Raw genomic sequence first — 23,900 nt, forward strand, 5'->3', positions numbered from 1 at the left:
AGCCGGGCTCAGTCGTGATTGCCGCCCTCGCCCACGGGCAGGTGCGTGAAACCCTCGGGCGAACCGAGGCCGAGCCGGTCCCGGCGCGCCGTGGGCGGGCTCTGGACATAGAGTCCGAGCAGGTCCGCCAGTGCCTGTAACGCGCGCAGGTGACAGCGCTCGTAGCCGTGCGTCGCGTCGGTGCCGAAACAGACCAGCGCGGTGCGGATGTCGTTGCCGGCCTCGATGGCCGAGGCACTGTCGCAACGGTAATGGCGGAACACGTCGCGCTGGTGGCGGATGCCGTAGTCGCGGCACAGCTCCAGCAGCTTGTGGGTCAGGTGGTAGTCGAAAGGCCCGGCCGAGTCCTTCATGCAGATGGTCACGCCGAACTCGTCGCCCGCCTGGATCGGTGCCACGGGGCCGGTATCGACCGTCACCATCTCGGCCACGTCGCCGTGCAGCACGGCCGAGGCGCCCGAGCCGACCTCCTCGCTGATGGTGAACAGCAGGTGGCAGTCGACCGGCAGCCGGGTCTTGCTCTCGACCAGGGCCTTGGCCACGGCCAGGACCGTGGCCACGCCGCCCTTGTCGTCGAGATGGCGCGAGTTGATGAACCCCGACGGCGTGATCTCGGGCTGGGCGTCGATGGCGACGAAGTCGCCGCGGTTGAGGCCGAGCCGGACCAGGTCGGCGCGCCGGAAGCACTCTTCGTCCAGCCGGAGTTCCACGCACTCCCAGCTCACCGGCAGGCTGTCGATCTCCAGGTTGTAGGCATGACCGGACGCCTTCGTGGGCAGGATCGTGCCGCGATAGCTGCCGGCGTCGGTGTAGACGGTGGCCCGGGCGCCCTCGGCAAAGCGACTGGACCAGGTCCCGACCGGCAGGAGCTCGAGACGGCCGTTGTCTTTCAGGTCTGCCGTGATGGCGCCGATGGTGTCGAGATGCGTGACGATGGCGCGATCGGGGCTGCCCTGGGCGCCCTTGAGGTCCGCGCGGATGGCCCCGCGGCGCGTGATTTCCGCCGGGATGCCCAGCTCCTCGAGCCGGCCGAGCGTGTAGCGCACGGCCTCGTCGGTGAAGCCGGCCGGACTGGGAATCTCGACCAGTTCGACCAGCACCTGTTGCAGGTAATCGAGATCAATCTCCAGGGGTCGCATCACTCACCTGTGCCGTCTGGGGGAAAAGAAAATCGATGAAGCGCTCGGCCGTCGGTTGCGGCTCGTGGTTGGCGAGGCCCGGCCGCTCATTGGCCTCGATGAACACGTAGTCCTCGCCGGCCGGGTCGGGCACCAGCAGGTCGAGCCCCACCACGGGGATTTTCAGCGCGCGGGCGGCCCGCTCGCAAACCTCGCGCAGGCGCGCCGACAACTGCTCGGTGACATCGTGCAGGGTGCCGCCGGTATGCAGGTTGGCCGTGGCCCGCACCCGCAGCGTCTCGCCGGGCAGCAGCACCTCGTCCATGGCGCGTCCCTGGCGCTCGACACAGCGCCGGGTTTCCTCGTCCAGCGGAATCTTGCTCTCGCCGCCGGTGGCCGCAGCGCGCCGCCGGCTCTGTTTGCGGATCAGCGTGCCGATGTCGTGCTTGCCGTCGCCGGTGATCTCGGCCGGCTTGCGCAGGGCCGCCGCCACCACCCGGTAATCGATGACGATCACCCGCAGGTCGTCGCCAGGCAGGTAGGACTCCAGGAGCACGCAATCGGACACCCTGGCGGCCGCGTCGATCGCGGCGGCGAGTTCCTCGGGCGTGCGCACGTCGACAGCCACTCCCCGGCCCTGCTCGCCGCGCGCCGGCTTGACCACCACTGCGCCATGCTCCGCCAGGAAAGCCCGGTCGGCGGCGGCGTCGCCGGCCACCTGCTGGGCCGGAACCTCCAGGCCCGCCTGCACCAGCAGCTTGCGGGTGATGCGCTTGTCGTCGCAACGGCTCATCGCCACGGCGCTGGTCAGCTCGGACAGCGACTCGCGGCAGGTAATGCTGCGGCCGCCGAGCGTCAGGGCAAAGTATCCTTCCTCGGCATCCACCAGCTCGACGCCGATACCGCGGCGCCGCGCCTCGTCGACGATGATCCGCGCATAGGGATTGAGCGCGTCGTAGTTCTCGGGGCCGACGTAGAGCGGCTCGTTGATGGCGTTCTTGCGCTTGAGGGAGAACACCGGGACGCGCTCGAAGCCCATCTTCTCGTACAGCCGGATCACCGCCTCGTTGTCGTGCATCACGGACAGGTCCATGAAGGCGCGCCCGCGGGCCGCGTAGTGATCCGCGATCCAGGCCACCAGCGCGCGCCCGATCCCCGGCTGCGCCGCCTGCGGGTCGACCGCCAGGCACCACATGCTGGAGCCCTTCTCCGGATCGCCGAAGGCGTGGAGGTGGTCCACGCCGGTGACCGTGCCGATGATCCGGCCGCTCTCCTCGTCCTCGGCCACGAAGAAGGACAGGGTCCTCGACTTGAGCCGCTCGAGCACGAACTCGGGGCTGGGCGGCACCATGCGCCGGCTGCTGAGCAGGCGGTGCATGGCCTCCGCGTCGGCGCGGTTGCGCAGCCGCCGCACCCGGAAGCCGCGCGGCTGCACCCGGGCGGGCCGGTAGTTGAAGAACCACAGCCGGTAAGTGTGGGAGGGGTCCAGGAACAGGTCCTGCGGCGCCATGGCCAGCACCACGTGCGGGTCGCGCAGGTAGATGGCGATGTCGCGCCGGTCCTCCTGCTCCTGCAGCAATGTCCGCGCCAGTTCGGCGTTGTCGCTGAAGGTATGGGCGAAAATCAGCCGGCCCCAGCCGCAGTCCACCGTGGCGTTGGGCTTGAGAGGGGTGCCCTTGTGCTGCGGGTCCTCTTCCACGAACCCGTGCAGGGTCGCCGACCCCTGGCGCTCGAGCCGGTGCCGGTAGCGATCCGGGGCAGCGCTTCCGCCCCGTCCCGCCCGGTCGCCGCCGCCCTTCTTCCTGGTTCCGGTCACCGTCACACTCCGTGGGTCTGCAACCAGATTTCGAGCACCGCCAGCTGCCACAGCTTGGAGCCGCGCAGGGGGGTCAGGTGCTCCTCGGGCGCCGCCAGCAGCCGCTCGACGTACTCCGGCCGGAAGATGCCGCGCTGGCGGGCCGCCTGGCCCCGCAGGGCATCCTGTACCATCTCGAGGCTTTCGCCGCGCAGGTACTTCAGCGCCGGCACGGGGAAGTAGCCCTTGGGACGGTCGATGACGCCGTCGGGGATCACTCGCCGGGCCGCTTCCTTGAGGACGCCCTTGCCGCCCTGCGCCAGTTTCAGCGGCGCCGGGCAGCGCGCCGCCAGCTCCACCACCTCATGGTCGAGGAACGGCGTGCGGGCCTCGAGGCCCCAAGCCATGGTCATGTTGTCCACGCGCTTGACCGGGTCGTCCACCAGCATGACCGTGGTATCGAGATGCAGCGCCTTGTCGACCGGCGCCTCGGCCGTCGCCGCGGCGAAATGCGCGGCGACGAACTCGCGGCTGAAGTCCCGGCTGACCAGGCCCGGGTCGATGGCCTCCGCCAGCTCCTCGTGGTCCCGGTCGAAGAAGACCCGGGCGTAGTCGCCGATCGGGTCGGTGCTCTCCAGCAGCGGCGGGTACCAGTGATAGCCGCCGAACACTTCGTCGGCGCCCTGCCCGCTCTGCACCACCTTGACGTGCTTGGAGACCTCGCGCGACAGCAGGTAGAAGCCGATGTTGTCGTGACTGACCATCGGCTCCGCCATGGCGGAGAAACAGCCCGGCAGGTGCTTGAGCAGGGTGCCGGCGTCGATGAAGACCTGGTGATGCTCGGTGCCGAAGGTCTGCGCCACGAGGTCGGAGTAACGGAACTCGTTGCCCTCCTCCTTGCCGACGTCCTCGAAACCGACCGTGAAGGTATTCAGGTGCGGCACGCCCTCGCGGGCGAGCAGGCCGGTGATCAGGCTCGAGTCCAGGCCGCCCGACAGCAGCACGCCGACCGGCACGTCGCCGGTGAGGCGCCGGCGCACGGCCAGGCGCATCGACTCCAGCACCGCGTCCTCCCATTCCCGCTCATCCCGCGGGTCGCCGTCCCGGGCGCCGAAGCTCAGCGTCCAGTAGCGGTGCTCCTCGACCGTGCCGTCGGTCGCCAGCCGCAGCCAGCAGCCCGGCGCCAGCTTCCGCACCGCCTTGAGCAGGGTCATCGGGGCGGGCACGACCGAGTGAAAACTCATGTAGTGATGCAGCGCGGCCGGGTCCAGCTCCCGCGTCGAAAGCCCGTCGCGCAGCAGCGCCGGCAACGAGGAGGCGAACCGGAACACGCCCTCGTCATGCGTGTAATACAGCGGCTTGATGCCCAGGCGGTCGCGCGCGAGGAACAGCCGCCCGCTGTCGTGCTCGCGGATGCAGAAGGCGAACATGCCCTTGAACTCGTCCACGCAACGCTCGCCCCAGGCGTGATACGCCTTGACGATCACCTCGGTGTCGCTGCGCGAGAAGAAGCGATAGCCCTCGCCGGTGAGGCGGCGGCGGAGCTCGTCATGGTTGTAGATGCAGCCATTGAAGACGATGGTCAGGCCCAGCTCGTGATCGCGCATCGGCTGCGCGCCGCGTTCCGACAGGTCGACGATGGCCAGCCGACGATGTCCCAGCGCCACCCGGCCCTGCGCCACGAGCCCGTCGTCGTCCGGGCCGCGGGCGCTCATCAAATCCAGCATCCGTTGCACGCGACCGGGGTCGGCCGCGGCGCCGTCGAAGCGCATTTCGCCGGCGATTCCACACATGAAATAACTCCTTGTACCCGGCGCATGACTGCCGGTGTTCTCGTTCAGCGTCGTCAGGGATCGGCATCCACAGGCGCCCTGCTGCGGGGAGCGGCGGGGTCCAAGCACCGGCGTTGCCGGGCGGGCCTGCGGTCTGGTCCGGCGCGCATGATCGCTTACAGCGCCGCGCGAGCAGCGGTCTCCAGCTAGTGCTCAATACTGCATGCAGGGTAACATGCGGCGCATCATCCTTTCAAATCAATGGCTTCCGCGCATGCCCACGAAATCGGATCCCCCTCCCGGCGCTACTGTCCACAGCACCCGGCACGGCCCCGTGACCCTCGTCACCCTCGCTCGCCCGCGCCGCCGCAATGCCGTCGATCCGTCGACCGCGCGCGCGCTCTACCATGCAATGCTGGCCTTCGAGGCCGACGCAGACGCCCGGGTCGCGGTGCTGGCCGGCAGCGGTGACGCCTTCTGCGCCGGCTTCGACTTGGCCTGCGTGGCCGACGGCTCGGCGGAGCAGTGGCTGGAACAGCTGCATTTCGGCGAGCGCGGCGAGCCGCCGCTGGGACCCATGGGGCCGACTCGCCTGCGCCTGTCGAAGCCGGTGATCGCGGCCATCGCCGGGCCGGCCGTGGCCGGCGGGATGGAACTCGCGCTGTGGTGCGACCTCCGGGTGATGGCGGAGGATGCCTGGATGGGCGTGCTCTGCCGCCGCTGGGGCGTGCCGCTGATCGACGGCGGCACCGTCCGGCTGCCGCGCCTGGTCGGTGCCGGGCGCGCGCTCGATCTCATCCTTACCGGGCGCCGCATCGACGCCGCCGAGAGCCTGGCCATGGGGCTGTGCGAGCGCGTGGTGCCGCCGGGCAATGCGGTCGCTGCCGCCCTGGCGCTGGCGGAGTCGCTCGCCGGGGCGCCCCAGCTGTGCCTGCGCGGCGACCGCGACTCGGCCCGCTACGGCGCCTTCCCGGACGAGATGGCGGCCCTGCAGGCGGAGTTTCACGCCGGCCTGGACGCGCTGCGCAGCGAGGCGACGGCCGGCGCACAGCGCTTTATCGCGGGTGCGGGCCGTCACGGCGCGCCGCAGGAGGAAAGCTCGTGACGGGGTAATGGTGGGCCGCCTGGGACTCGAACCCAGAACCAACGGGTTAAAAGCCCGCTGCTCTACCGATTGAGCTAACGGCCCCTCGAGGGGCTACGCAGGGCCGCCGGGCCCCGTGGGCGCGACAGTGTAGCCCATCATCCCGGGACGCGGTATCGCGTTGGATCGGGCACGCCGGCAGCGGCAAAACCCTCGCGCCGCAGGCGGCAGGAATCGCAGCGGCCGCAGGCCGCCCCCGACTCGTCGGCCTGGTAACAGGACACCGTCAGCGCGTAATCGACGCCGAGCACGATGCCGCGCCGGATGATCTCCGCCTTGCTCAGCGACAACAGCGGCGCACGCACGCGCAGCGGCTGGCCCTCGACCGCCCGGCGGGTCGCCAGCGCGGCGAGCTGCTCGAAGGCCGCAATGAACTCGGGGCGACAGTCCGGGTACCCGGAGTAATCGACCGCGTTCACCCCGAGATACAGCTCGTCGGCCTCCAGCACCTCGGCCAGCCCCATGCCCAGCGCCAGGAACACGCTGTTGCGCGCGGGGACATAGGTCACCGGGATACCGCTGGTCGGCGCCTCCGGCACCGCGATGGAGCGGTCGGTCAGCGCCGACCCGCCGACCGTGCCGAGATCGATACCGATCACCCGGTGGGAGACGGCCCCGAGGGCGCTCGAGACACGCGCCGCCGCCGCCAGTTCGGCATCGTGACGCTGGCCGTAGGCGAAACTGAGGGTGTGGCACTCGCGCCCCGCAGCCACGGCCTCGGCCAGCACGGTGGCGGAGTCGAGCCCGCCCGACAGCAGGACGACGGCGCGGGCGGATGCCTCTTCAGCGCCCGGGAACATCGCCCCACAAGACCTTGTGCAGCTGCAGCTGGAACCTCACTGGCAGCCGGTCAGCCAGGATCCACTCGGCCAGCATGCCCGGCTCGAGCGTGCCCCAGCTTGGCGAGAACAGGACCTCGCAGCGCTCCGCCAGGTGCTGCGCGGCGACGAAATCGCGCGCCCATTGGTAGTCGCTCCGGTCACAGATGACGAACTTCGCGCAGTCGCCCGGACGCAGGTGCTCGAGGTTGCCGGCCAGGTTGCGACCGGCCTCCCCCGAGCCCGGCGTCTTGACGTCCATCACGCGCTGCGCGCGCGGATCGAGCACGCTGATGTCCAGGGCCCCGCTGGTCTCCACCGATACCTGGTAGCCGGCGGCGCACAAGCGGCGCACCAGCGCGGCGCAGCCCCGCTGGGCCAGCGGCTCCCCGCCCGTGACGCAGACATGGCGGGCGCCGTAACCGGCGACGCGGTCGAGGATCCGGTCGAGGTCGACCCGTTCCCCGCCGTGAAAGGCGTAGGCGGTATCACAGTAACCGCAGCGCAGCGGGCAGCCGGTGAGGCGGACGAACACGGTCGGCCAGCCGACGCTGGTCGCCTCCCCCTGTACCGACAGGAAGATCTCGGTGATGCGGAGCGACGTCTCCGGCCGCACGGCATCCGGCGACGCGGCCGCCATGCCCGTCAGCGCCGCTCCGCGGCGATCCGCTCCAGGCGCTGGGTGGCGAGGCGCGCTGCGGTCGAGTCGGGATACTGCGCCACCACGGACTCGAGGGTGGCCTGGGCGGCATCGAACTGCTTCAGCTCGTACTGGCAGAACCCGGCTTTGAGCAAGGCGTCCGGAGCCTTGCGTGAGTTGGGATGCTCCTCCAGCACGCGCTGGAAAGTCGCCAGCGCGGTGTCGAAGTCACGGTTGACGTAATAGGTTTCCGCCAGCCAGTAGATCGCGTTGTCGATCAGCGCGCTGTCCGGGAAGTCGGCCAGGAAGCGCCGAAAGCCCTCCTCGGCCTGGGGATAGCGCCCCTGGCGGAGAAGTTCCAGGGCCGCCTGGTAACTGGCCTGGTCGCTGCCGCTCGGCGCCGGGGCCGGCCCGGCCACGACGGCACCCGGCACTGGCTCGCCGCCGGGTGGCAGCACCGCCGGCGGCAGGGCGTCGTCGCCGGCGCGCGTGCGGCGCTCCAGCGACTGCAGGCGCTGGTCGAGGTCCAGGTACTGGTCGCGCTGGCGGGTGGCCGCGTTTTCGGCCTCGTATTCCAGGGCTTCGGTAGCGCCGCGCAGCTCGCGCACTTCCTCGCGCAGGATCTCGAGCTCGCTGGCGATCCGCAACAGGCTTTCGTTGCGGACCACGCGTTCGATCGTGCCCACCCGCTGGTCGAGTTCGTCCAGCTTGAGCAGCACCGGGTCTTCCTCGGGCGGCAGGATGCAGCCGCCGACCAGGGCGGCGGCCACCAATGCCAGGCAGGGCTTCAGGATTTTCATCGCAGGTAAATGATCTCCACGCGGCGGTTCATGGCCCACGCCTCTTCGTCGCTACCGGTCACGGCGGGGCGTTCCTCGCCATAGCTCACGGTGCTGACCTGGCTGGCGCTGACGCCCTGGAGCATCAGCGCCTGGCGGACGGCCTGGGCGCGCCGCTCACCGAGGCCGATGTTGTATTCACGCGAGCCGCGCTCGTCGGTGTGGCCCTCGAGCCGGATCATCAGGCCCGGGTCCTCGACCAGGTTGGCCGCATGGGCGGCAATCGACTCGCTGTACTCCGGCCGGATGGCCGCCGAATCGAAATCGAAATAAATGATGGTGTGGCCGACCAGCGCGGCATCGGCCTCGCCCGCCCCGACGCCGCCGCCGACCGGCTGGCCGTCGACGAAGCTGCCGTCGTCGGGCAGCGGCTGCGTCACGAGGCCGTCGTCCCGGCCGCCAACCGCTTCGCGTTCTTCTCCCGGCGCTTCCGGCTCGGTCGTGGGCGTGCAGGCAGCCAGCACCATCGTGCCGGCGATCACCAGGGCCAATTTGCGTAACGACATGGCGAGTGTTTCCTCTTGAGGTGTGTTCCCGCGACCACGAGCGCGCGACCGGGGGACTATGTTAACTGTTCGCATCATTGCGGGTAAGGCGACCACACGGGCTCGCGCACGTCGCCTTCCGTGGTGGCGATCCGTTGCCGGACGCGGCCGTCGGTCGAAGTCGCCGCCAGCACGCCGCGGGCGCCCTCCCGGGTGGCGTAGATGATCATGCTGCCGTTCGGCGCAAAACTGGGCGACTCGTCCTGGCGCCCGTCCGACAGCACCCGGACGCCCCCGCGGCGCAGGTCGAACACGGCGATGCGGAAATTGCCGCGGTCGTTGTGCACCACCGCCAGCTGCTCCCCGTCCGGGGAAACCCGCGGGCGCGCATTGTAGCTGCCCTCGAAAGTCACGCGGCGCGGCGCGTCGCCGTCCAGCCCGACGCGGTAGACCTGCGGGCCGCCGGCCCGGTCGGAGGTGAAATACAGGCTGCGCCCGTCCGGCGCCCAGGCCGGCTCGGTATCGATGGCAGGGTGCCGGGTCAGGCGGCGGACCTGGCCGGAACCGAGCTCGACGACATGGATGTCCAGGTTGCCGTCGACGCCGCCGAGCACCAGCGCCAGCCGGCGGCCGTCGGGCGACCAGGCCGGGGCCGAGTTGATGCCGGGCCGTCCCGACACGACTTCACGGCGGCCGGTCGCCACTTCCTGGACGAACACCCGGGAGACACCGGACTCGAAGGACACATAGGCGATCCGCTTCCCGTCCGGCGCCCAGGCCGGCGACATGATCGGCTCCGGCGATTCGGCGATGGCCGTCTGGCGCGCGCCGTCCGCGTCCGCCAGCCAGAGCCGATAGCGGTTGCGCCCGTCGACCTGGTCCACCGTGACATAGGCGATGCGGGTGGAAAAGACGCCGGGCACGCCGGTGAGGCGCTCGAAGATCATGTCGGCGATCCGGTGGCCGGCGCCGCGCAGGTTGCCCGCCGCCGCCCGCAGGCTGAAGCCCATCAGCGGCTCGCCGCGAAACACGTCGAAGACATGAAACTCGATGTCGTAGCGGCCGTCGTCCGCCGGGCGGACCTCGCCGATCACCACGATATCGGTCTTCAGCAGCCGCCAGTCTTCCAGCCGCACCTCGTCCGGCCGGGTCGGCCGCGTCACCATGTCGCGCCGGTCCATCGGGGCGAAGCGGCCGCTGGAGGCGAGGTCGCTGTCCACCACCGCCGCGATGTCCAGCGGCGGCCGGCCGTCCCCGCCATAGCCGAAGGGCACGACCGCGATGGGCACGGCCTCGCTCACGCCCTGGGTGATCTCGATCCGCAGTTCGGCGCGGGCGGCGGGCGCGAGCAACAGCAAGGCCAGGGCGAACAGGGCGGTGATGCGAGTGGTCATAGGCGGGTTCAATCCTCGGGCTTGAAGACAAAGACAATACTGCGCTCGAAAAGTGCGGGATCCGACGGCCGCGGCAGCGGCGAGGCGCGCTCGACGGCCGCGACGATCGAGCGGCGCGTCGCGTCGTCCCCATTACAACGCAGGATCTCGGCGCTCACCACCTCCATCCCGGGAATCAGGCTGACCCGGACTTCGCACTCCAGGCCCGGCCGCGCCGACGGCGGCCGGTTCCAGTTGCGGGTCACCTGGTCCTGGATCGCACCCAGCCAGGCGCCGTACTCCGCCGACTGGAGCAGCCGCAACCGCCGCTGCTCTGCTTCCACCTGGGCTGCCAGCTGGCGCTGCATTTCTTCCTGGGCCCGCCGCTCGGCCTCGCGGCGGGCGGCCTCCTCGGCCGCCTTGCGCGCCTCTTCGGCCTGCCGTGCTTCCTCGGCCTTCCTGGCCTCCTCGGCCTTTCGTGCTTCCTCGGCCTTGCGAGCCTCTTCCGCCTGCCGCGCTTCCTCCGCCTTCCTGGCCTCTTCCGCCTTTCGCGCCGCTTCGGCTCGCCGGGCCTCTTCGGCCTGGCGGGCCTCGGCCGCGCGTTGCTCGGCCGCCTCCCGCACCCGCTGCTCCGCAGCCTCGCGCTCGCGCTGCAGCCGCAGCTGCTCGAGCCGGCGCGCCTCCTCGGCCTCGCGCTGGCGGCGCTGCTCCGCGGCCTGCGCGGCGGCCCGCTGGTCTTCCACCGCCCGCAGGTCGGCCTCGCTCACTGCGACGGCCGGCACCGGGGGGCGCTCCACCCCGGGGGCGGGCACGGGCATGGTCGGCAGGCCGGGCAATCCCAGCACCAGGGCGGCAATGAGGGCCGCGTGCATGAGCCCTGCGAGGGCCAGCGCCGGGGCATGTTCGCGCAGGAAGCCGAGCACCGGCTACCGGCCTCCCGGGGCCCGCAGCTCCTCGGGGTCCGTCACCATGCCGATCTGGCGGGCGCCCGCATCCTGCAGCACCCGCATCGCCCGTGCCACGTCGCCGTAGCTGGCGCGCGCGTCGGCCCGGACCAGGACCGGCCGGTCGGGCCCGCGGTTGAGCAGCGCCGTGGCCCGCTCGGTGGCGATCTCGGGCGTGATCGGCGTCTCCGGTTCGCCCAGGTTGAGGAACAGCTGCCCGTCCTTGTCGACCGACAGCACCAGGGCCTCGGCGTCGAGGTAGTCCTCCGGGTCGAGCGGCTCGGCGCCGACCTGCGGCAGCTCGACCTCGATCCCCTGGGTCAGCAGGGGCGCCGTCACCATGAAGATGATCAGCAGCACGAGCATCACGTCGATGTAGGGCACGACGTTGATCTCGCCCATCAGGCGACGGCGGTGCTGGCCGGCAGGCATATGCTCAGCCCTCCGCGGCGCGCCGCGCGTGCCGCTGCAGGATGGTGGAGAACTCCTCCACGAAGGTGTCGTAGCGGCTCTCGAGGCGCGCGACCGTGTCGGCGTAGCGGTTGTAGGCGATCACGGCGGGAATGGCCGCGAAAAGACCCATGGCGGTGGCGATCAGGGCCTCGGCGATGCCCGGGGCGACCATGGCCAGCGTGGCCTGCTGGACGTTCCCGAGCGCGATGAAGGCGTTCATGATCCCCCACACGGTGCCGAAGAGCCCGACGTAGGGGCTGGTCGAGCCGACCGTGGCGAGGAAGGCGAGGTTGCTCTCGAGCCGGTCTGCCTCGCGCATCTGCGACACCAGCATCGCCCGGCGCGAGCCCTCGACCATCTGGCTGGGCTGCAGGTCGGCCTGCTTGCGCAGGCGCGTGAACTCGCGGAACCCGGCCTCGAAAATCCCGGCCATGCCGCTCGAGCCGGCCTCGCGGGCCCCGACGCGCCGGTACAGGCCGTTGAGGTCGCCGCCGGACCAGAACTCCTTCTCGAAGCCGTCGGCCTGGCTGCGGGCGCGGCTGAGCACGCGGTTCTTCTGGATGATCACCGCCCAGGAAGCCACCGACGCCAGCAACAGCAGCAGCATCACCAGCTGCACCACCAGGCTGGCGTCGAGAACGAGACGGAGGATGGACATGTCGTGCTGCATAGAGGCGCTACTCCGGGAATAGATGCGGCGGGAAGGCCGTTGGTCGCATGTCCGCGGCGCGGAGGCACGCCGCTGTGACCCGCGCGGTGCACAGGAGTTCCGGCGCGCTGCCCTGGCGCAGGATGGTCTGCTGGAAGGACATGCTGGCCCGGCGCATCCGCTCCAGGGCCACCGTGACCACCAGCTCGTCCTCGAAGCGCGCCGGCTGGAGATAGCGGATCTCGACCCCGGTGATGGCGAACAGCACGCCCTCCCCGGCCAGCAGCCGGGACTGCGACACGCCGAGGTGGCGCAGCCACTCGCTGCGGGCGCGCTCGAGGAACTTCAGGTAGTTGGCGTAGTACACGACGCCGCCGAGATCGGTGTCCTCGTAATACACCCGGACGGGCCAGGTGAACGGTGCGGCGAGGCGCGGTTCCACGTCAACCGGCCTCGTGGTCCGGCCCGTCGCCCTGCTCGAACAGCGACAGCGTGTCCGGGTCGAGCGCGCGCGTCGGCGCCGGCAGCCCGAAATGCAGGTAGGCCTGGCGGGTCGCCATGCGGCCCCGCGCCGTGCGCATCATCAGGCCCTGCTGGATCAGGAAGGGTTCCAGCACGTCCTCGATGGTGCCGCGCTCCTCGCCGATCGCCGCCGCCAGGCTGTCCACCCCGACCGGGCCGCCGTCGAACTTCTCGATGATGGTCAGCAGGAGCCGCCGGTCCTGCTGGTCGAAGCCGCGCGGGTCGACGTCGAGCATGTCCATGGCCGCCTTCGCCACGGCCGTGTCGATCCGGCCGCTGCCCTCGACCTGGGCGTAGTCCCGCACGCGCCGCAACAGGCGGTTGGCGATGCGGGGCGTGCCGCGCGAGCGGCGCGCGATCTCGTGGGCGCCGGCCTCGTCCGCCGGCACGTCGAGAATGCCGGCCGAGCGCCGCACGATCCGCGTCAGGTCGGCGTCGTCGTAGAACTCGAGCCGCTGCACGATGCCGAAGCGGTCGCGCAGCGGCGAGGTCAAGAGGCCGGCGCGGGTCGTGGCGCCGACCAGCGTGAACGGCGGCAGGTCGATCTTGATCGAGCGCGCGCCCGGGCCCTCGCCGATGATGATGTCGAGCTGGAAGTCCTCCATGGCCGGGTAGAGGATCTCCTCGACCACCGGGCTGAGCCGGTGGATCTCGTCCACGAACAGCACGTCGCGGGGCTCCAGGTTGGTCAGGATCGCCGCCAGGTCGCCGGCGCGCTCCAGCACGGGACCGGAAGTGTGGCGCAGGTTCACGCCGAGCTCGTTCGCCACGATGTGGGCGAGCGTGGTCTTGCCCAGGCCCGGCGGGCCGAAAATCAGCAAGTGGTCGAGCGCCTCCTCCCGCTGCCGCGCGGCCTTGATGAAAATCTCCATCTGCCGGCGCACCGACGCCTGGCCGACGTAATCCGCCAGCAGCCGGGGCCGGATGGCGCGGTCCAGCGCATCGTCCTCGCCGGCGGCGGCCGCGTTCACCAGGCGGTCATGCTCGATCATCCGCTCACCTCGCCGCGGCCTGCAGCGCCGCCCGGATCATGGCCTCGGTCGTTGCCGCCTTGTCTTCCACCAGCTTCAGCAGGCGCTGGGCCTCCGCGGGGCGGTAACCAAGGGCCACCAGCGCGCCGAAGGCCTCGTCCGCCGGCGAACCGGCGCCGCTGCCGATGATCGACTGGGCCACGCCGGCGCCGGTCTGCCTGAGGCGGTCGCGCATTTCCACGATCAGCCGTTCGGCCGTCTTGCGGCCGACGCCGGGGATCTTGGTCAGGGACGCGGCGTCCTCCGCCTGCACGCAGCGCGCGAAAGCCTCCACGCTAATGCCCGAGAGGATCGCCAGGGCGATGCGGGCGCCGATGCCGCCGACCTTGATGAGGTTGCGGAACAGCTGGCGCTCCTCCTCCGTGGCGAAGCCGTACAGGACGTGCGCGTCCTCGCGCACCAGCAGGTGGGTCAGCAGCCGCACCGGGGCGCCCGCCTCGGGCAGCTGGTAAAAGGTGGACATGGGCGCCTCGACCTCGTAGCCGACGCCGCCGACCTCCACCAGCAGCTGGGGCGGCTGCTTGGCCACCAGCACGCCGTTGAGAAACCCGATCATGCCTGCCCTCCTCCCGCCAGCCGCGCGCGCAGCAGGCGGCCCTGCCGCAGCTGGGCATGGGTGATGGCCACCGCCAGCGCATCCGCCGCATCGGCCGCCAGCGGCCCTTCCAGCGCGAGCAGCCGGCGCACCATGTGCGCAACCTGGGTTTTCTCGGCGGCCCCGCTGCCGGTCACCGCCTGTTTCACTTCCCGCGCCGCGTACTCGTGCACCGGCGCCGCCCGCGTGAAGGTACCGCACAGCGCCGCCGCGCGCGCCTGGCCCAGCTTCAGGGCGCTGTCCGCATTGCGATGCATGAACACCCGCTCGATGGAAATCTCGTCCGGCTGGTATTCCGTCACCAGCCGGGCGGCGTTCTCGAAGATGACCTGCAGCCGGGCGGCCATCTCGCCGCCGCCGGTACGGATACAGCCGCTGGCGACATAGACCAGCGTGCTGCCGCGGGCCCGGATCACGCCGAAGCCGGTCACCTGGGAACCAGGGTCGATGCCGAGGATCGTCAGCGCCGCGGTCATCGCCCTCCGCCCGGGCCGGCCTCAGGCGCCCGCCAGCACATCGTCCGACAGTTCCGCGTTGCTGTACACGTCCTGCACGTCGTCGAGGTCTTCCAGCATCTCGAGCAGCTTCAGCACCTGGTCGGCCTCTTCGCCGTCCACCTCGACGCCGGTAGCCGCCCGCATGGTGACCTCCGCATCGACCGGCGCCAGGCCGGCCGCCGTGAGCGCCTCGCGCACCGCCTCGAAGTCGCCCGGCGCGGTCAGCACGTCGAAAGACCCGTCGTCGTTGCTGACTACGTCCTCGGCGCCGGCCTCGAGTGCGGCGTTCAGCAAGCTCTCTTCCTGGGTGCCCGGTGGGTAGCTGAGCACGCCGCAGTGCTGGAACAGATAGGCGACGCTGCCGTCGGCGCCGAGATTCCCGCCGCACTTGCTGAAGGCGTGGCGCACCTCGCCCACGGTCCGGTTCCGGTTGTCGGTCAGGCACTCCACCAGCACCGCCACGCCGCCCGGGGCATAGCCCTCGTAACGGACTTCCTGGTAGTCGGCGCCGTCACCTTCGCCGGAGCCGCGTTTCCAGGCCCGCTCGATGGTGTCCTTCGGCACGCTGGCGGCCTTGGCCTTGTCGATCGCCAGCCGCAGCCGCGGGTTCATGCCGGGGTCGGGATCGCCGGCCCGGGCCGCGCTCGTGATCTCTCGGATCAGCTTGGTGAAGACCTTGCCGCGCTTCTTGTCCTGGGCGTCCTTGCGGTGCTTGATGTTCGCCCACTTGCTATGGCCAGCCATGGATTCCCCGTGGGATGGTTAAAGCGCCAATTTTAGCTGCGCCGCCGCAAGAGCGTCCACGCGCCGCTCAGAACTGGAGCCGCAGGCCGAGATGCATGCCGGTGTCGAAAGTCACTTCGGGGCTGAGCTCGAAGTCCGCCTTGATGCCCCGGACGCCCAGGTACACCTGGCCGCGGCGCACGACGCTGTAGGCCGCCCAGGCGTTGTACTCCGAGTACCTCCGCGTGTCCCCGAAGGACAGCACATCCGGCGAGTAGTAGACGCTGCCGCCGAGGCTGAACCGATCGTAGCCGGGGAAGCGGTAGTTCACGAAACCGCCGATGGGCAGCACGGTGCCGGAATCCCGCCCGCGGATGTCGGAGTCCACCCGGAGCAGGCGCACACCGAGGCCGGCCCGCAACGCGTTGCTGCCCGCCGTGAAAGGTCCGGTGACGTGCAACCCGGCACCGAATACGTCGCCGCGATCGTCGTGATAGAAATAACTGCCGTCCACGACCAGGTCATTGCGCAAGTCGACCGCCACGGCGAGCCGCACGGCCTTATCATTGACGTTCAGGTCGATCTCGTTCGCAGCCACGGCGAACGAAGAGAGTGCGAGAATCCCCGCCAGGAGCAACAACCGAGCCATTGCCAGACCTCCAAATTCACTTTAAGAACGAAGCTTAGGTTACGGATTATATAGGAATCCAACCACAGGATGATGCCCCTGGAAGTTCCCGCCAATCCCGATGCCGAAGCCCTCCTCGCGGCCGCCGCGGCGGAGGCCGGTGCGCTCGCCGACGCCGGCCACGCCGAAGCCGCCAGCCGGGGGCTCGCGATCGCCGCCCTGCTGGAAGGCATCCGGGCCGAACCGGACGTCCGCGCCGCAGCGGTACTGTACCCGCTGGTCGCTGCCGGCGCGATCACCGGCGAGGCCGTAGCCAAGCGTTACGGCACCGACCTGCGGCGGATGGTCGAGGAACTGCAGCGCCTGGGTTCTTTCGGCCTGCCCGAGAACTGGCGCTCCGGCACGCCGCTGCCGGGGCCGCAGGCCGAGACGCTGCGCAAGATGCTGCTGGCGATCGTGGCCGACGTGCGGCTCGTGCTGGTGCGGCTCGCCGACCAGCTGGACCGCCTGCACCGCGCCCGCGACGCGACGCCCGAGTTGCGCGAGCGCGTCGCCACCGAGACCCGCGAGATCTTTGCCCCGCTGGCCAACCGGCTGGGGATCTGGCACTTCAAGTGGCAGATGGAAGACCTGGCCTTCCGCTACCTCGAAGCCGACACCTACCGGGGCATCGCGCAATACCTCAGGCAGACGCGCGAAGGCCGCGAGGCGCGCATCGAGGCAGTGCTCCGCATCCTGCGGGCCGAGCTGGAGCAGGCCGGCATCCGGGGCGAGGTGGAAGGCCGCCCGAAGCACATCTACAGCATCTGGCGGAAGATGCAGCGCAAGCGCGTCGGCATCGACCAGGTCTTCGACATCAGTGCCGTCCGGGTGCTGGTGGACACCATCCCCGAGTGCTATGCGGTCCTCGGCCAGGTCCACAGCCTGTGGCCCTATATTGCGGGCGAGTTCGACGACTACATCGCCAACCCCAAGGGGAATTTCTACCGCTCGCTGCACACGGCCGTGCTGGGCCCCGGCCAGGAACCGCTCGAGGTCCAGATCAGGACCCGGGAAATGCACGAGCACGCGGAACTGGGCGTGGCCGCGCACTGGCGCTACAAGGAGGGCGGCCGGGGCGACCCGGCCTTCGAGCAGAAGATCAACTGGCTGCGCCAGCTGCTCGCCCCCGGCGAAGAAGGCGATGCCGACCGCGACCTGCTCGAGCAGCTGCGGACCGAGATCTTCGAGGACCGGGTGTACGCATTCACGCCGGCCGGGGACGTGGTCGACCTGCCGGCCGGGGCCACGCCGCTGGACTTCGCCTACCAGGTCCACACCAGTGTCGGCCACCACTGCCGCGGCGCGCGGGTCAACGGCCGCATGGTGCAGCTGACGCATGCGCTGAAGAACGGCGACAAGGTCGAGATCCTGACGGCGAAGAACGCGCATCCCAGCCGGGACTGGCTGTTGCCGCAGGCCGGCTACCTGGTTTCGCCGCGCAGCCGCAGCAAGGTCCGGGCCTGGTTCCGGCAACAGGACCAGGACCAGAACCGCCGCTCAGGCAAGCAGACGCTGGAGAAAGAACTCGCCCGGCTCGGCCTCGAGGTCGATCTCGGCGCGGTGGCCGGGCGCTTCGGGCTGAACAGCCAGGAACAACTCTGGCTTGCCGTCGGCGCCGGGGACCTGACGCTGCCCGCGGTGATCGCCGCCTGCGAGCGCGAGGCCCCGGCGCCGGAGCCGCAGGTGACCGAGGAAGTGCAGGTCAAGGCGCGCCGGCCAACCTACACCGAGGCCGCGGTCTCGATTTCGGGGGTCGGCGACCTGCTGACCAACTTCGCCCGCTGCTGCCGCCCGCTGCCGCCGGAGCCGATCGCCGGCTACATCACCCAGGGCCGCGGCGTCTCGATCCACAAGGCCGCCTGCAAGAACCTGCTGCGGCTGCAGGCCCAGCACCCGGAGCGGCTGATGTCGGTCGACTGGGGCGGGCGCGAGCACGCCAGCTACCCGGTGGAGATCGAGGTGCACGCCTGGGACCGCACCGGGCTGATCCGCGACATCTCGGCCCTGCTGGCGGACGAGAAGATCGACATCAACGCCATGACCACCCGCACCGAGCGCAGCAGCCACCAGGCCACCATCGACATCACCGCGGGCATCGGCAGCCTGGAGCACCTCAGCCGGCTGCTGCACCGGATCGGGCGGCTGCCGAACGTGATCGGAGTGCGGCGGAAGGCCTAGGGCGCCGCGCCCCGGCGGCCTACTTGTTGATGCCGTGCAGGGCCTTCCCGTCGGTGGCCAGGGCCGCCTCGTGGATCGTCTCGGCCAGCGACGGGTGGGCGTGGATGGTGCGCTGGATGTCCTCGATGCTGGCCTGGAACTCCATGGCGACGACCAGCTCGCCGATGAGCTCGCCGGCCATGGGCCCGATCACGTGGGCGCCGATCAGCGAGTCGTCCCGCTTGTTGGCCACCAGCTTGACCATGCCCGTCGCCTGCTCCATCGCCTTGGCGCGGCCGTTGGGGGCGAAGGGGAAGGTGCCGACCTTGTAGTCGATGCCTGCTTCCTTCGCCTGGGCCTCGGTCTTGCCGACCCAGGCGATCTCGGGCGCGGTGTAGATCACCGAGGGGATCACGTCGTAATTGACCTCGGCGATCTTGCCGGCGATCAGGTCGGCGGCCATGACGCCTTCCTCGGTGGCCTTGTGCGCGAGCATCGGCCCGCGCACGAGGTCGCCGACGGCCCAGGTATTCTTCACGCCGGTCCGGCACTCGTGATCCACCTTCACGAAGCCGCGCTCGTCAACTTCGACCCCGGTGCCCTCGGCCAGCAGGCCCGCTGAGCAGGGGCGGCGCCCCACGCAGACGATGACCTTGTCGAACTTGAGCTCATGGGTCCCTTGCTGATCCTCGTAGCTCAGGGTCACGCCGTTCTTGCCCGCTTTCGCCCCCTGGACTTTCGCGCCCAGGCGGATATCGAGGCCCTGCTTCTTGAACTGGCGCTGGGCCTCGCGGGCGATCTGCTCGTCCGCCATCCAGAGGAACTTGTCCATCGCTTCGAGGATGACCACCTCGGCGCCGAGCCGCTGCCAGACGCTGCCGAGCTCCAGGCCGATGACGCCGGCGCCGATCACCCCGAGCTTGCCCGGCACGGCGTCGAACTCCAGCGCCCCCCAGGAGTCCACGATGCGCTCGCCGTCAAACGGCACGCTCTTGAGCTCGATGGGCTGCGAGCCCGCAGCCAGGATCACGTGCTTCGCCGTGAGGGTCTGCTGCTTGCCGTCGGGGTCGGTGAATTCCACCTTGCCGTCGCCGAGGAAGCGGCCCCGACCCTGCATCCCGGTGACCCTGTTGGCCTTGAACAGCTGCCCGATGCCGCCGGTGAGCTGCTTCACGATCCCGGCCTTGCGCGCCTGCATCTGCGCCAGGTCGAACTCGAGCCCGCCGGTCTTGATGCCGTGGGCGCCGAACTCGCCCTGGGCGCGGTGGTACAGCTCGGATGATTCCAGCAACGCCTTCGACGGAATGCAGCCCGCGTTCAGGCAGGTGCCGCCGAAGGCGCGGCTGCCGTCGTAGTTCTGCCAGTCGTCGATGCAGGCCGCCTTGAGGCCGTGCTGCGCGGCGCGGATGGCCGCCGGATAACCGGCGGGGCCGCCGCCGATGACGATGACGTCGAAGCTGTCGCTCATGCTTGCACCTTTGTCAAAGCTGGATCAGCAGCCGCGCCGGATCCTCGAGGCTTTCCTTGATGCTGACCAGGGTCTGCACCGCCTCGCGCCCGTCGATGATGCGGTGATCATAGGTGAGCGCGATGTACATCATCGGGCGCGCCTTGATCTCGCCGTTCACCACCATCGGGCGCTCCTGGATCTTGTGCATCCCGAGGATCGCGCTTTGCGGCGGGTTGATGATCGGGGTCGACATCAGCGAGCCGAACACGCCGCCGTTGGTGATGGTGAAGGTGCCGCCCGTGAGCTCGTCCACGCCGATCTTGCCCTCCCGGGCGCGCCCGGCGAAATCGCCGATGTTGCGCTCGATATCGGCGAAGCCCATCAGGTCGGCGTCCCGCAGCACCGGCACCAGCAGGCCGCGCTCGGTCGACACCGCCACGCCGATGTCGTAGTAGTCGTGGTAGATGATGTCGCCGTCCTCGACCGAGGCGTTGACCACCGGGAACTTGCGCAGGGCCTCGATCGCGGCCTTGACGAAGAAGCTCATGAAACCGAGCTTCACGCCGTGCTTCTGCTCGAAGCTGTCGCGGTAGCGCTTGCGGATGTCCATCACGGCGCCGAGGTCCACCTCGTTGAAGGAGGTGAGCATGGCCGCCGTCGCCTGGGCATCGACGAGCCGCTCGGCGATGCGGGCGCGCATGCGCGTCATGGGCACGCGCCGCTCCTCGCGCGCGCCGCGCGCGGCAGGCGCAGTCGCGGCTGCCGGCGCCGCCGGGGCCGCCTTGCCGCCCTCGCCCTGGCGCTCCAGGTACTCCATTACATCGCCCTTGGAGATGCGGCCGTCGCGCCCGCTGCCGGGAATCTCCGCCGGGTCCAGGCCATGCTCCTCGACCAGCCGGCGCACCGAGGGGCTCAGCCGGCCCGCGGCCTTGCCCGACTCTTCGGCGGGCTCCTCGGCCGGAGCCGCCTCGGGGGCGGCCTTGGACTCGGGTTCGCCCGGCTCCGGGCCGGCTGCGGACGCCCCGGCGCCCTCTTCCAGGATCGCCAGGATCTCGCCGGCGGTCACGGTGGTGCCATCGGTGATGCGGATTTCCTTCAGGACGCCGGCGGCGGGCGCCGGCACCTCGAGGACGACCTTGTCCGTCTCCAGGTCCGCGAGGTTCTCATCGCGGCTGACAGTGTCGCCGGGCGACTTGTGCCACGCGACGAGCGTCGCGTCCGCCACCGATTCCGGCAGCTGGGGCACCTTCACTTCGATGGTCATGCTTTCTTCCTGGTCGCTTCGTTGCTGTTGCTGGTGACTTTCTTGCCGGTCGCGCCCCGCCCGTGGGTCTTGTTGCCGCTGAGGGCCGCATTCACCAGCGCCTCCTGCTGTTGCTGGTGCAGCTTGTAGTAGCCGGCAGCCGGCGCCGCGGCGCCCTTGCGCCCGGCATAGAACAACTGGTGCCTGGCGTGCAGGGGTTCCTGGAGCCGATGGCGGATCTGGTACCAGGCGCCCTGGTTCTGCGGCTCCTCCTGGCACCACACGACATCCTGCAGGCCGGGGAACTCCTCGATCAGGGCGGCGTAGCGCCGGATCGGGAAGGGATACAGCTGCTCGATCCGCACGATCGCCACATGGTCGAGGCCCTGCGCCCGCCGCGCCTCGAGCAGGTCGAAATACACCTTGCCGCTGCAGAGCACCAGCCGGCTCACGGCCTCGGGCGCAATCTCGTCCACTTCGGGAATGATGCGCAGGAAACGCTCTTCCGACAGCGCCTGCAGCGGCGAAACCGAGAGCTTGTGCCGCAGCAGGCTCTTCGGCGTCAGCACGATGGTCGGCTTGCGGAAAGGCCGCAGCATCTGGCGCCGGATCAGGTGGAACATCTGCGCCGGCGTGGACGGCACCACGACGGACATGTTGTGCTCGGCGCACAGCTGCAGGAAGCGCTCCAGCCGCGCCGAGGAATGCTCCGGCCCCTGCCCCTCGTAGCCGTGAGGCAGGAACAGCATCAAGCCGCAATAGCGGCCCCACTTGGTCTCGCCGGAGCTGATGAACTGGTCGATCACCACCTGGGCGCCGTTGGCGAAGTCGCCGAACTGGGCCTCCCAGATCACCAGCGTGTCCGGGTTGGTGGTGGCATAGCCGTACTCGAAACCCAGCACGGCTTCCTCGGACAACAGCGAGTCGGTGACGACGAAACGCTTCTGGTCTGGCGTCACGTGCTGGAGCGGCACCCAGGGCTCGCGGCCCTGCTGGTCGTGCAGCACGGCGTGGCGGTGAAAGAAAGTGCCGCGCCCGCTGTCCTGGCCCGTGAGGCGGACGTCGTAGCCGTCCGCCAGCAGGCCCGCATAGGCCATTGTCTCGGCGAAGCCCCAGTCCATCGGAATCTCGCCCGCGGCCATGCGGCGCCGGTCGGCCATGATGCGCTCGACGCGGGGGTGCAGCTTGTGGTCTGCCGGCACGTGGGTGATGGCGGCCGCATACTCGGCGACGTGCTCGGGACTGAGGCGCGTCCGGATGGGCTGGCTGAAGTTGACTTCGTCGAAACGGGTCCAGTCGACGGTGAACTTGTTGCCGACGAAGCCGACCGAGGCCGACACCACGCGGCCCTCGTCGAGGCCCTGCCGATAGGTCTCCACCATCTGCTCGGCCTCGCCCGCCCCGATCACGCCGTCGGCCTGCAGGCGGTCGGCATACAGCTTGCGGGTGGTCGGGTGGTTGCGCACCACGCCGTACATGGTCGGCTGCGTGGCGGCCGGTTCGTCGGCCTCGTTGTGGCCGTGGCGCCGGTAGCAGACCAGGTCGATGACCACGTCCTTGCGGAACTTCATCCGGTAGTCGAACGCCAGCCGGCCGACCAGCGCCACCGCGTCCGGGTCGTCCCCGTTCACGTGGAAGATCGGGGCTTCGATCATCTTGGCGACGTCGCTGCAGTACGGCGTGGAGCGCGCGTCCTCCGGATGGCTGGTGGTGAAGCCCACCTGGTTGTTGCAGATCACGTGCACGGTCCCGCCGGTGGCGAAACCGCGCGTCTGCGACATCTGAAAGGTCTCCATCACCACGCCCTGGCCGGCAAAGGCGGCGTCACCGTGGATCAGCACGGGCAGCACCGTGGAGCCCGTCCGGTCCCCGCGCCGGTCCTGGCGCGCCCGCACCGAGCCCGTGACCACCGGGTTGACGATCTCGAGGTGCGAGGGATTGAAGGCCAGCGCGACGTGGATGTTGCCGCCCGGCGTGCTGATGTCGGAGGAGAAGCCGAGGTGGTACTTGACGTCGCCGGAGCGGCGCTGCAGCGGATCGTAGGACGCGCCCTCGAACTCCGAGAACAGGTCCTTGGGGGGCTTGCCGAGCACGTTCACCAGGACGTTGAGACGGCCCCGGTGGGCCATGCCGATCATCACCTCTTCCATGCCCTGCGCGCCGGCCTGCTGGATGAAGTCGCCGAGCAGCGGGATCATGCTCTCGCCGCCTTCCAGCGAGAACCGCTTCTGGCCGACGTAGCGCGTGTGGAGGTAGCGCTCGATGCCCTCCGCGCCGGTCAGGCGCTCGAGAACGTGCCGGCGCTCGGCCGCCTCCAGCCGGCCGCCGGCGGCGGCGGCCTCGAAGCGGCGCTGCAGCCAGAGCCGTTCCTCGGTGTCGGTGATATGGCCGAGCTCGGCCGCAATGGTGCCCGTGTACACCTGGCGGAGCTTCGCCCGAATCTCGCTGAACCGGAGCCGCTCCGCGCCGCCGAATCCCGCCGTGGCGAACACCGTGTCGTCGTCGCCGGCACCGAGGCCGTGGAACGCCGGGTCCAGCTCCGGCAGTGGCTGGGGCCGGGCCAGCCCGAGCGGGTCGAGCTGCGCCATGCGATGGCCGCGGAGCCGGTAAGCCTCGATCAGCCGCAGCACCGCGGCCTGCTTGTCGAGCGCCGCATCCGGTAACGCCGCGGCCGCCGCGGCGCGCGGCTGCCGGGCCCGGTCCGCGAAGTCCCGCTCGATCGGGCCGCGCGGCACCTCGGCGGCGCCGTTGGCGATGCCGTCGAACCACTGCCGGATCGCGGGCTCGACCGACCGGGGATCCTCGAGGTACTGCTCGTAAAGGGCTTCGACGTAGGGGGCGTTGCCGCCAAACAGGGGACTGGAGGCGTAGCGTTCCTGCAGGGACTTGCTCATGGCGCGGAGCGGGACACTCGTGGCGGGTCAGTAATTTTACGCATTCTAAGCCATGTCACCCGTGGTTGGAACGCGAACCACGTCTAGT

The 23,900-nt window shown here is 70.1% G+C and carries 22 protein-coding genes and 1 tRNA gene; 2 read left to right on the top strand and 21 right to left on the bottom strand.

Annotated elements, in window-relative coordinates; all coding sequences use genetic code 11:
* Nucleotides 1–8: 8 nt before the first annotated feature.
* From G6N75_RS14730 to G6N75_RS14740, 3 genes are read right to left on the bottom strand one after another with little or no spacing between them, the layout of a single operon-like run.
* Nucleotides 9–1,139: an osmoprotectant NAGGN system M42 family peptidase gene (locus G6N75_RS14730; protein WP_165349191.1), complete on the bottom strand. Its 1,131-nt coding sequence runs from the start codon at nt 1,137–1,139 to the stop codon at nt 9–11.
* A complete protein-coding gene (gene ngg, locus G6N75_RS14735; protein ID WP_165349105.1) occupies nt 1,120–2,934 on the bottom strand; it encodes an N-acetylglutaminylglutamine synthetase in 1,815 nt (604 codons plus the stop codon). Before ngg ends, G6N75_RS14730 begins: the two co-directional genes overlap by 20 nt.
* Nucleotides 2,935–2,936: 2 nt before the next feature.
* Nucleotides 2,937–4,706: an N-acetylglutaminylglutamine amidotransferase gene (locus G6N75_RS14740; RefSeq protein WP_165349106.1), complete on the bottom strand. Its 1,770-nt coding sequence runs from the start codon at nt 4,704–4,706 to the stop codon at nt 2,937–2,939.
* 253 nt (nt 4,707–4,959) lie between these two features.
* On the opposite strand from G6N75_RS14740, the gene G6N75_RS14745 reads away from it, so the two are divergent.
* Nucleotides 4,960–5,790, top strand: coding sequence for a crotonase/enoyl-CoA hydratase family protein (locus G6N75_RS14745; protein WP_165349107.1), 831 nt, complete (start codon nt 4,960–4,962; stop codon nt 5,788–5,790).
* An 8-nt stretch (nt 5,791–5,798) separates the two neighbouring features.
* Here G6N75_RS14745 and G6N75_RS14750 read toward each other — a convergent pair.
* The 15 genes from G6N75_RS14750 to G6N75_RS14820 all read right to left on the bottom strand — a co-directional run bounded on the left by G6N75_RS14750 (nt 5,799) and on the right by G6N75_RS14820 (nt 16,047).
* Nucleotides 5,799–5,874, bottom strand: a tRNA-Lys gene (locus G6N75_RS14750).
* A 53-nt stretch (nt 5,875–5,927) separates the two neighbouring features.
* Nucleotides 5,928–6,629, bottom strand: coding sequence for a 7-cyano-7-deazaguanine synthase QueC (gene queC, locus G6N75_RS14755; protein WP_165349108.1), 702 nt, complete (start codon nt 6,627–6,629; stop codon nt 5,928–5,930).
* Nucleotides 6,613–7,287: a 7-carboxy-7-deazaguanine synthase QueE gene (queE, locus tag G6N75_RS14760; protein WP_165349109.1), complete on the bottom strand. Its 675-nt coding sequence runs from the start codon at nt 7,285–7,287 to the stop codon at nt 6,613–6,615. The genes queC and queE overlap by 17 nt, the downstream gene beginning before the upstream one ends.
* Nucleotides 7,288–7,292: 5 nt before the next feature.
* Nucleotides 7,293–8,087 (bottom strand): tol-pal system protein YbgF, encoded by a 795-nt coding sequence (gene ybgF, locus G6N75_RS14765; protein WP_165349110.1) that lies wholly within the window; start codon nt 8,085–8,087, stop codon nt 7,293–7,295.
* Nucleotides 8,084–8,632, bottom strand: coding sequence for a peptidoglycan-associated lipoprotein Pal (gene pal / locus G6N75_RS14770; protein WP_240901141.1), 549 nt, complete (start codon nt 8,630–8,632; stop codon nt 8,084–8,086). The genes ybgF and pal overlap by 4 nt, the downstream gene beginning before the upstream one ends.
* Nucleotides 8,633–8,706: 74 nt before the next feature.
* Entirely contained in the window at nt 8,707–10,005 is a 1,299-nt protein-coding gene (tolB, locus tag G6N75_RS14775; RefSeq protein ID WP_165349111.1) for a Tol-Pal system beta propeller repeat protein TolB, read from the bottom strand.
* 8 nt (nt 10,006–10,013) lie between these two features.
* A complete protein-coding gene (tolA, locus tag G6N75_RS14780; protein WP_165349112.1) occupies nt 10,014–10,907 on the bottom strand; it encodes a cell envelope integrity protein TolA in 894 nt (297 codons plus the stop codon).
* Between the two features lie 3 nt (nt 10,908–10,910).
* Nucleotides 10,911–11,360: a protein TolR gene (tolR, locus tag G6N75_RS14785; RefSeq protein ID WP_165349113.1), complete on the bottom strand. Its 450-nt coding sequence runs from the start codon at nt 11,358–11,360 to the stop codon at nt 10,911–10,913.
* Nucleotides 11,361–11,364: 4 nt separating this feature from the next.
* The gene (gene tolQ, locus G6N75_RS14790) at nt 11,365–12,051 is read right to left on the bottom strand and encodes a protein TolQ (RefSeq protein ID WP_165349114.1); all 687 of its coding nucleotides are present in this window, start codon (nt 12,049–12,051) and stop codon (nt 11,365–11,367) included.
* A 7-nt stretch (nt 12,052–12,058) separates the two neighbouring features.
* Entirely contained in the window at nt 12,059–12,472 is a 414-nt protein-coding gene (ybgC, locus tag G6N75_RS14795; protein WP_165349115.1) for a tol-pal system-associated acyl-CoA thioesterase, read from the bottom strand.
* 1 nt (nt 12,473) lies between these two features.
* On the bottom strand, nt 12,474–13,544 hold the full coding sequence (ruvB, locus tag G6N75_RS14800; protein WP_165349116.1) for a Holliday junction branch migration DNA helicase RuvB: 1,071 nt from the start codon (nt 13,542–13,544) through the stop codon (nt 12,474–12,476).
* A 4-nt stretch (nt 13,545–13,548) separates the two neighbouring features.
* Nucleotides 13,549–14,139 (bottom strand): Holliday junction branch migration protein RuvA, encoded by a 591-nt coding sequence (gene ruvA / locus G6N75_RS14805; protein WP_165349117.1) that lies wholly within the window; start codon nt 14,137–14,139, stop codon nt 13,549–13,551.
* Nucleotides 14,136–14,654: a crossover junction endodeoxyribonuclease RuvC gene (gene ruvC, locus G6N75_RS14810; RefSeq protein WP_165349118.1), complete on the bottom strand. Its 519-nt coding sequence runs from the start codon at nt 14,652–14,654 to the stop codon at nt 14,136–14,138. Before ruvC ends, ruvA begins: the two co-directional genes overlap by 4 nt.
* Nucleotides 14,655–14,675: 21 nt before the next feature.
* Nucleotides 14,676–15,419: a YebC/PmpR family DNA-binding transcriptional regulator gene (locus G6N75_RS14815; RefSeq protein WP_165349119.1), complete on the bottom strand. Its 744-nt coding sequence runs from the start codon at nt 15,417–15,419 to the stop codon at nt 14,676–14,678.
* A gap of 67 nt (nt 15,420–15,486) precedes the next feature.
* Nucleotides 15,487–16,047 (bottom strand): YfaZ family outer membrane protein, encoded by a 561-nt coding sequence (locus G6N75_RS14820; RefSeq protein WP_165349120.1) that lies wholly within the window; start codon nt 16,045–16,047, stop codon nt 15,487–15,489.
* Nucleotides 16,048–16,116: 69 nt separating this feature from the next.
* Between G6N75_RS14820 and G6N75_RS14825 the strand changes: the two genes are divergently transcribed.
* Nucleotides 16,117–18,246: a bifunctional (p)ppGpp synthetase/guanosine-3',5'-bis(diphosphate) 3'-pyrophosphohydrolase gene (locus G6N75_RS14825; RefSeq protein WP_165349121.1), complete on the top strand. Its 2,130-nt coding sequence runs from the start codon at nt 16,117–16,119 to the stop codon at nt 18,244–18,246.
* 19 nt (nt 18,247–18,265) lie between these two features.
* Here G6N75_RS14825 and lpdA read toward each other — a convergent pair whose 3' ends face one another.
* The 3 genes from lpdA to G6N75_RS14840 are packed head-to-tail and all read right to left on the bottom strand — an operon-like array spanning nt 18,266 to nt 23,812.
* Entirely contained in the window at nt 18,266–19,693 is a 1,428-nt protein-coding gene (gene lpdA, locus G6N75_RS14830; protein ID WP_165349122.1) for a dihydrolipoyl dehydrogenase, read from the bottom strand.
* A gap of 13 nt (nt 19,694–19,706) precedes the next feature.
* Nucleotides 19,707–20,939: a 2-oxoglutarate dehydrogenase complex dihydrolipoyllysine-residue succinyltransferase gene (gene odhB, locus G6N75_RS14835; RefSeq protein ID WP_165349123.1), complete on the bottom strand. Its 1,233-nt coding sequence runs from the start codon at nt 20,937–20,939 to the stop codon at nt 19,707–19,709.
* Nucleotides 20,936–23,812 carry a 2-oxoglutarate dehydrogenase E1 component gene (locus tag G6N75_RS14840; RefSeq protein ID WP_165349124.1) on the bottom strand — a complete coding sequence of 959 codons (2,877 nt, stop codon included), beginning with the start codon at nt 23,810–23,812 and terminating at the stop codon, nt 20,936–20,938. The genes odhB and G6N75_RS14840 overlap by 4 nt, the downstream gene beginning before the upstream one ends.
* Nucleotides 23,813–23,900 lie beyond the last annotated feature (88 nt).

This window comes from Thioalkalivibrio sp. XN8 (genome assembly GCF_011058255.1).
In the GTDB taxonomy this organism is placed as follows: domain Bacteria; phylum Pseudomonadota; class Gammaproteobacteria; order Steroidobacterales; family XN24; genus XN24.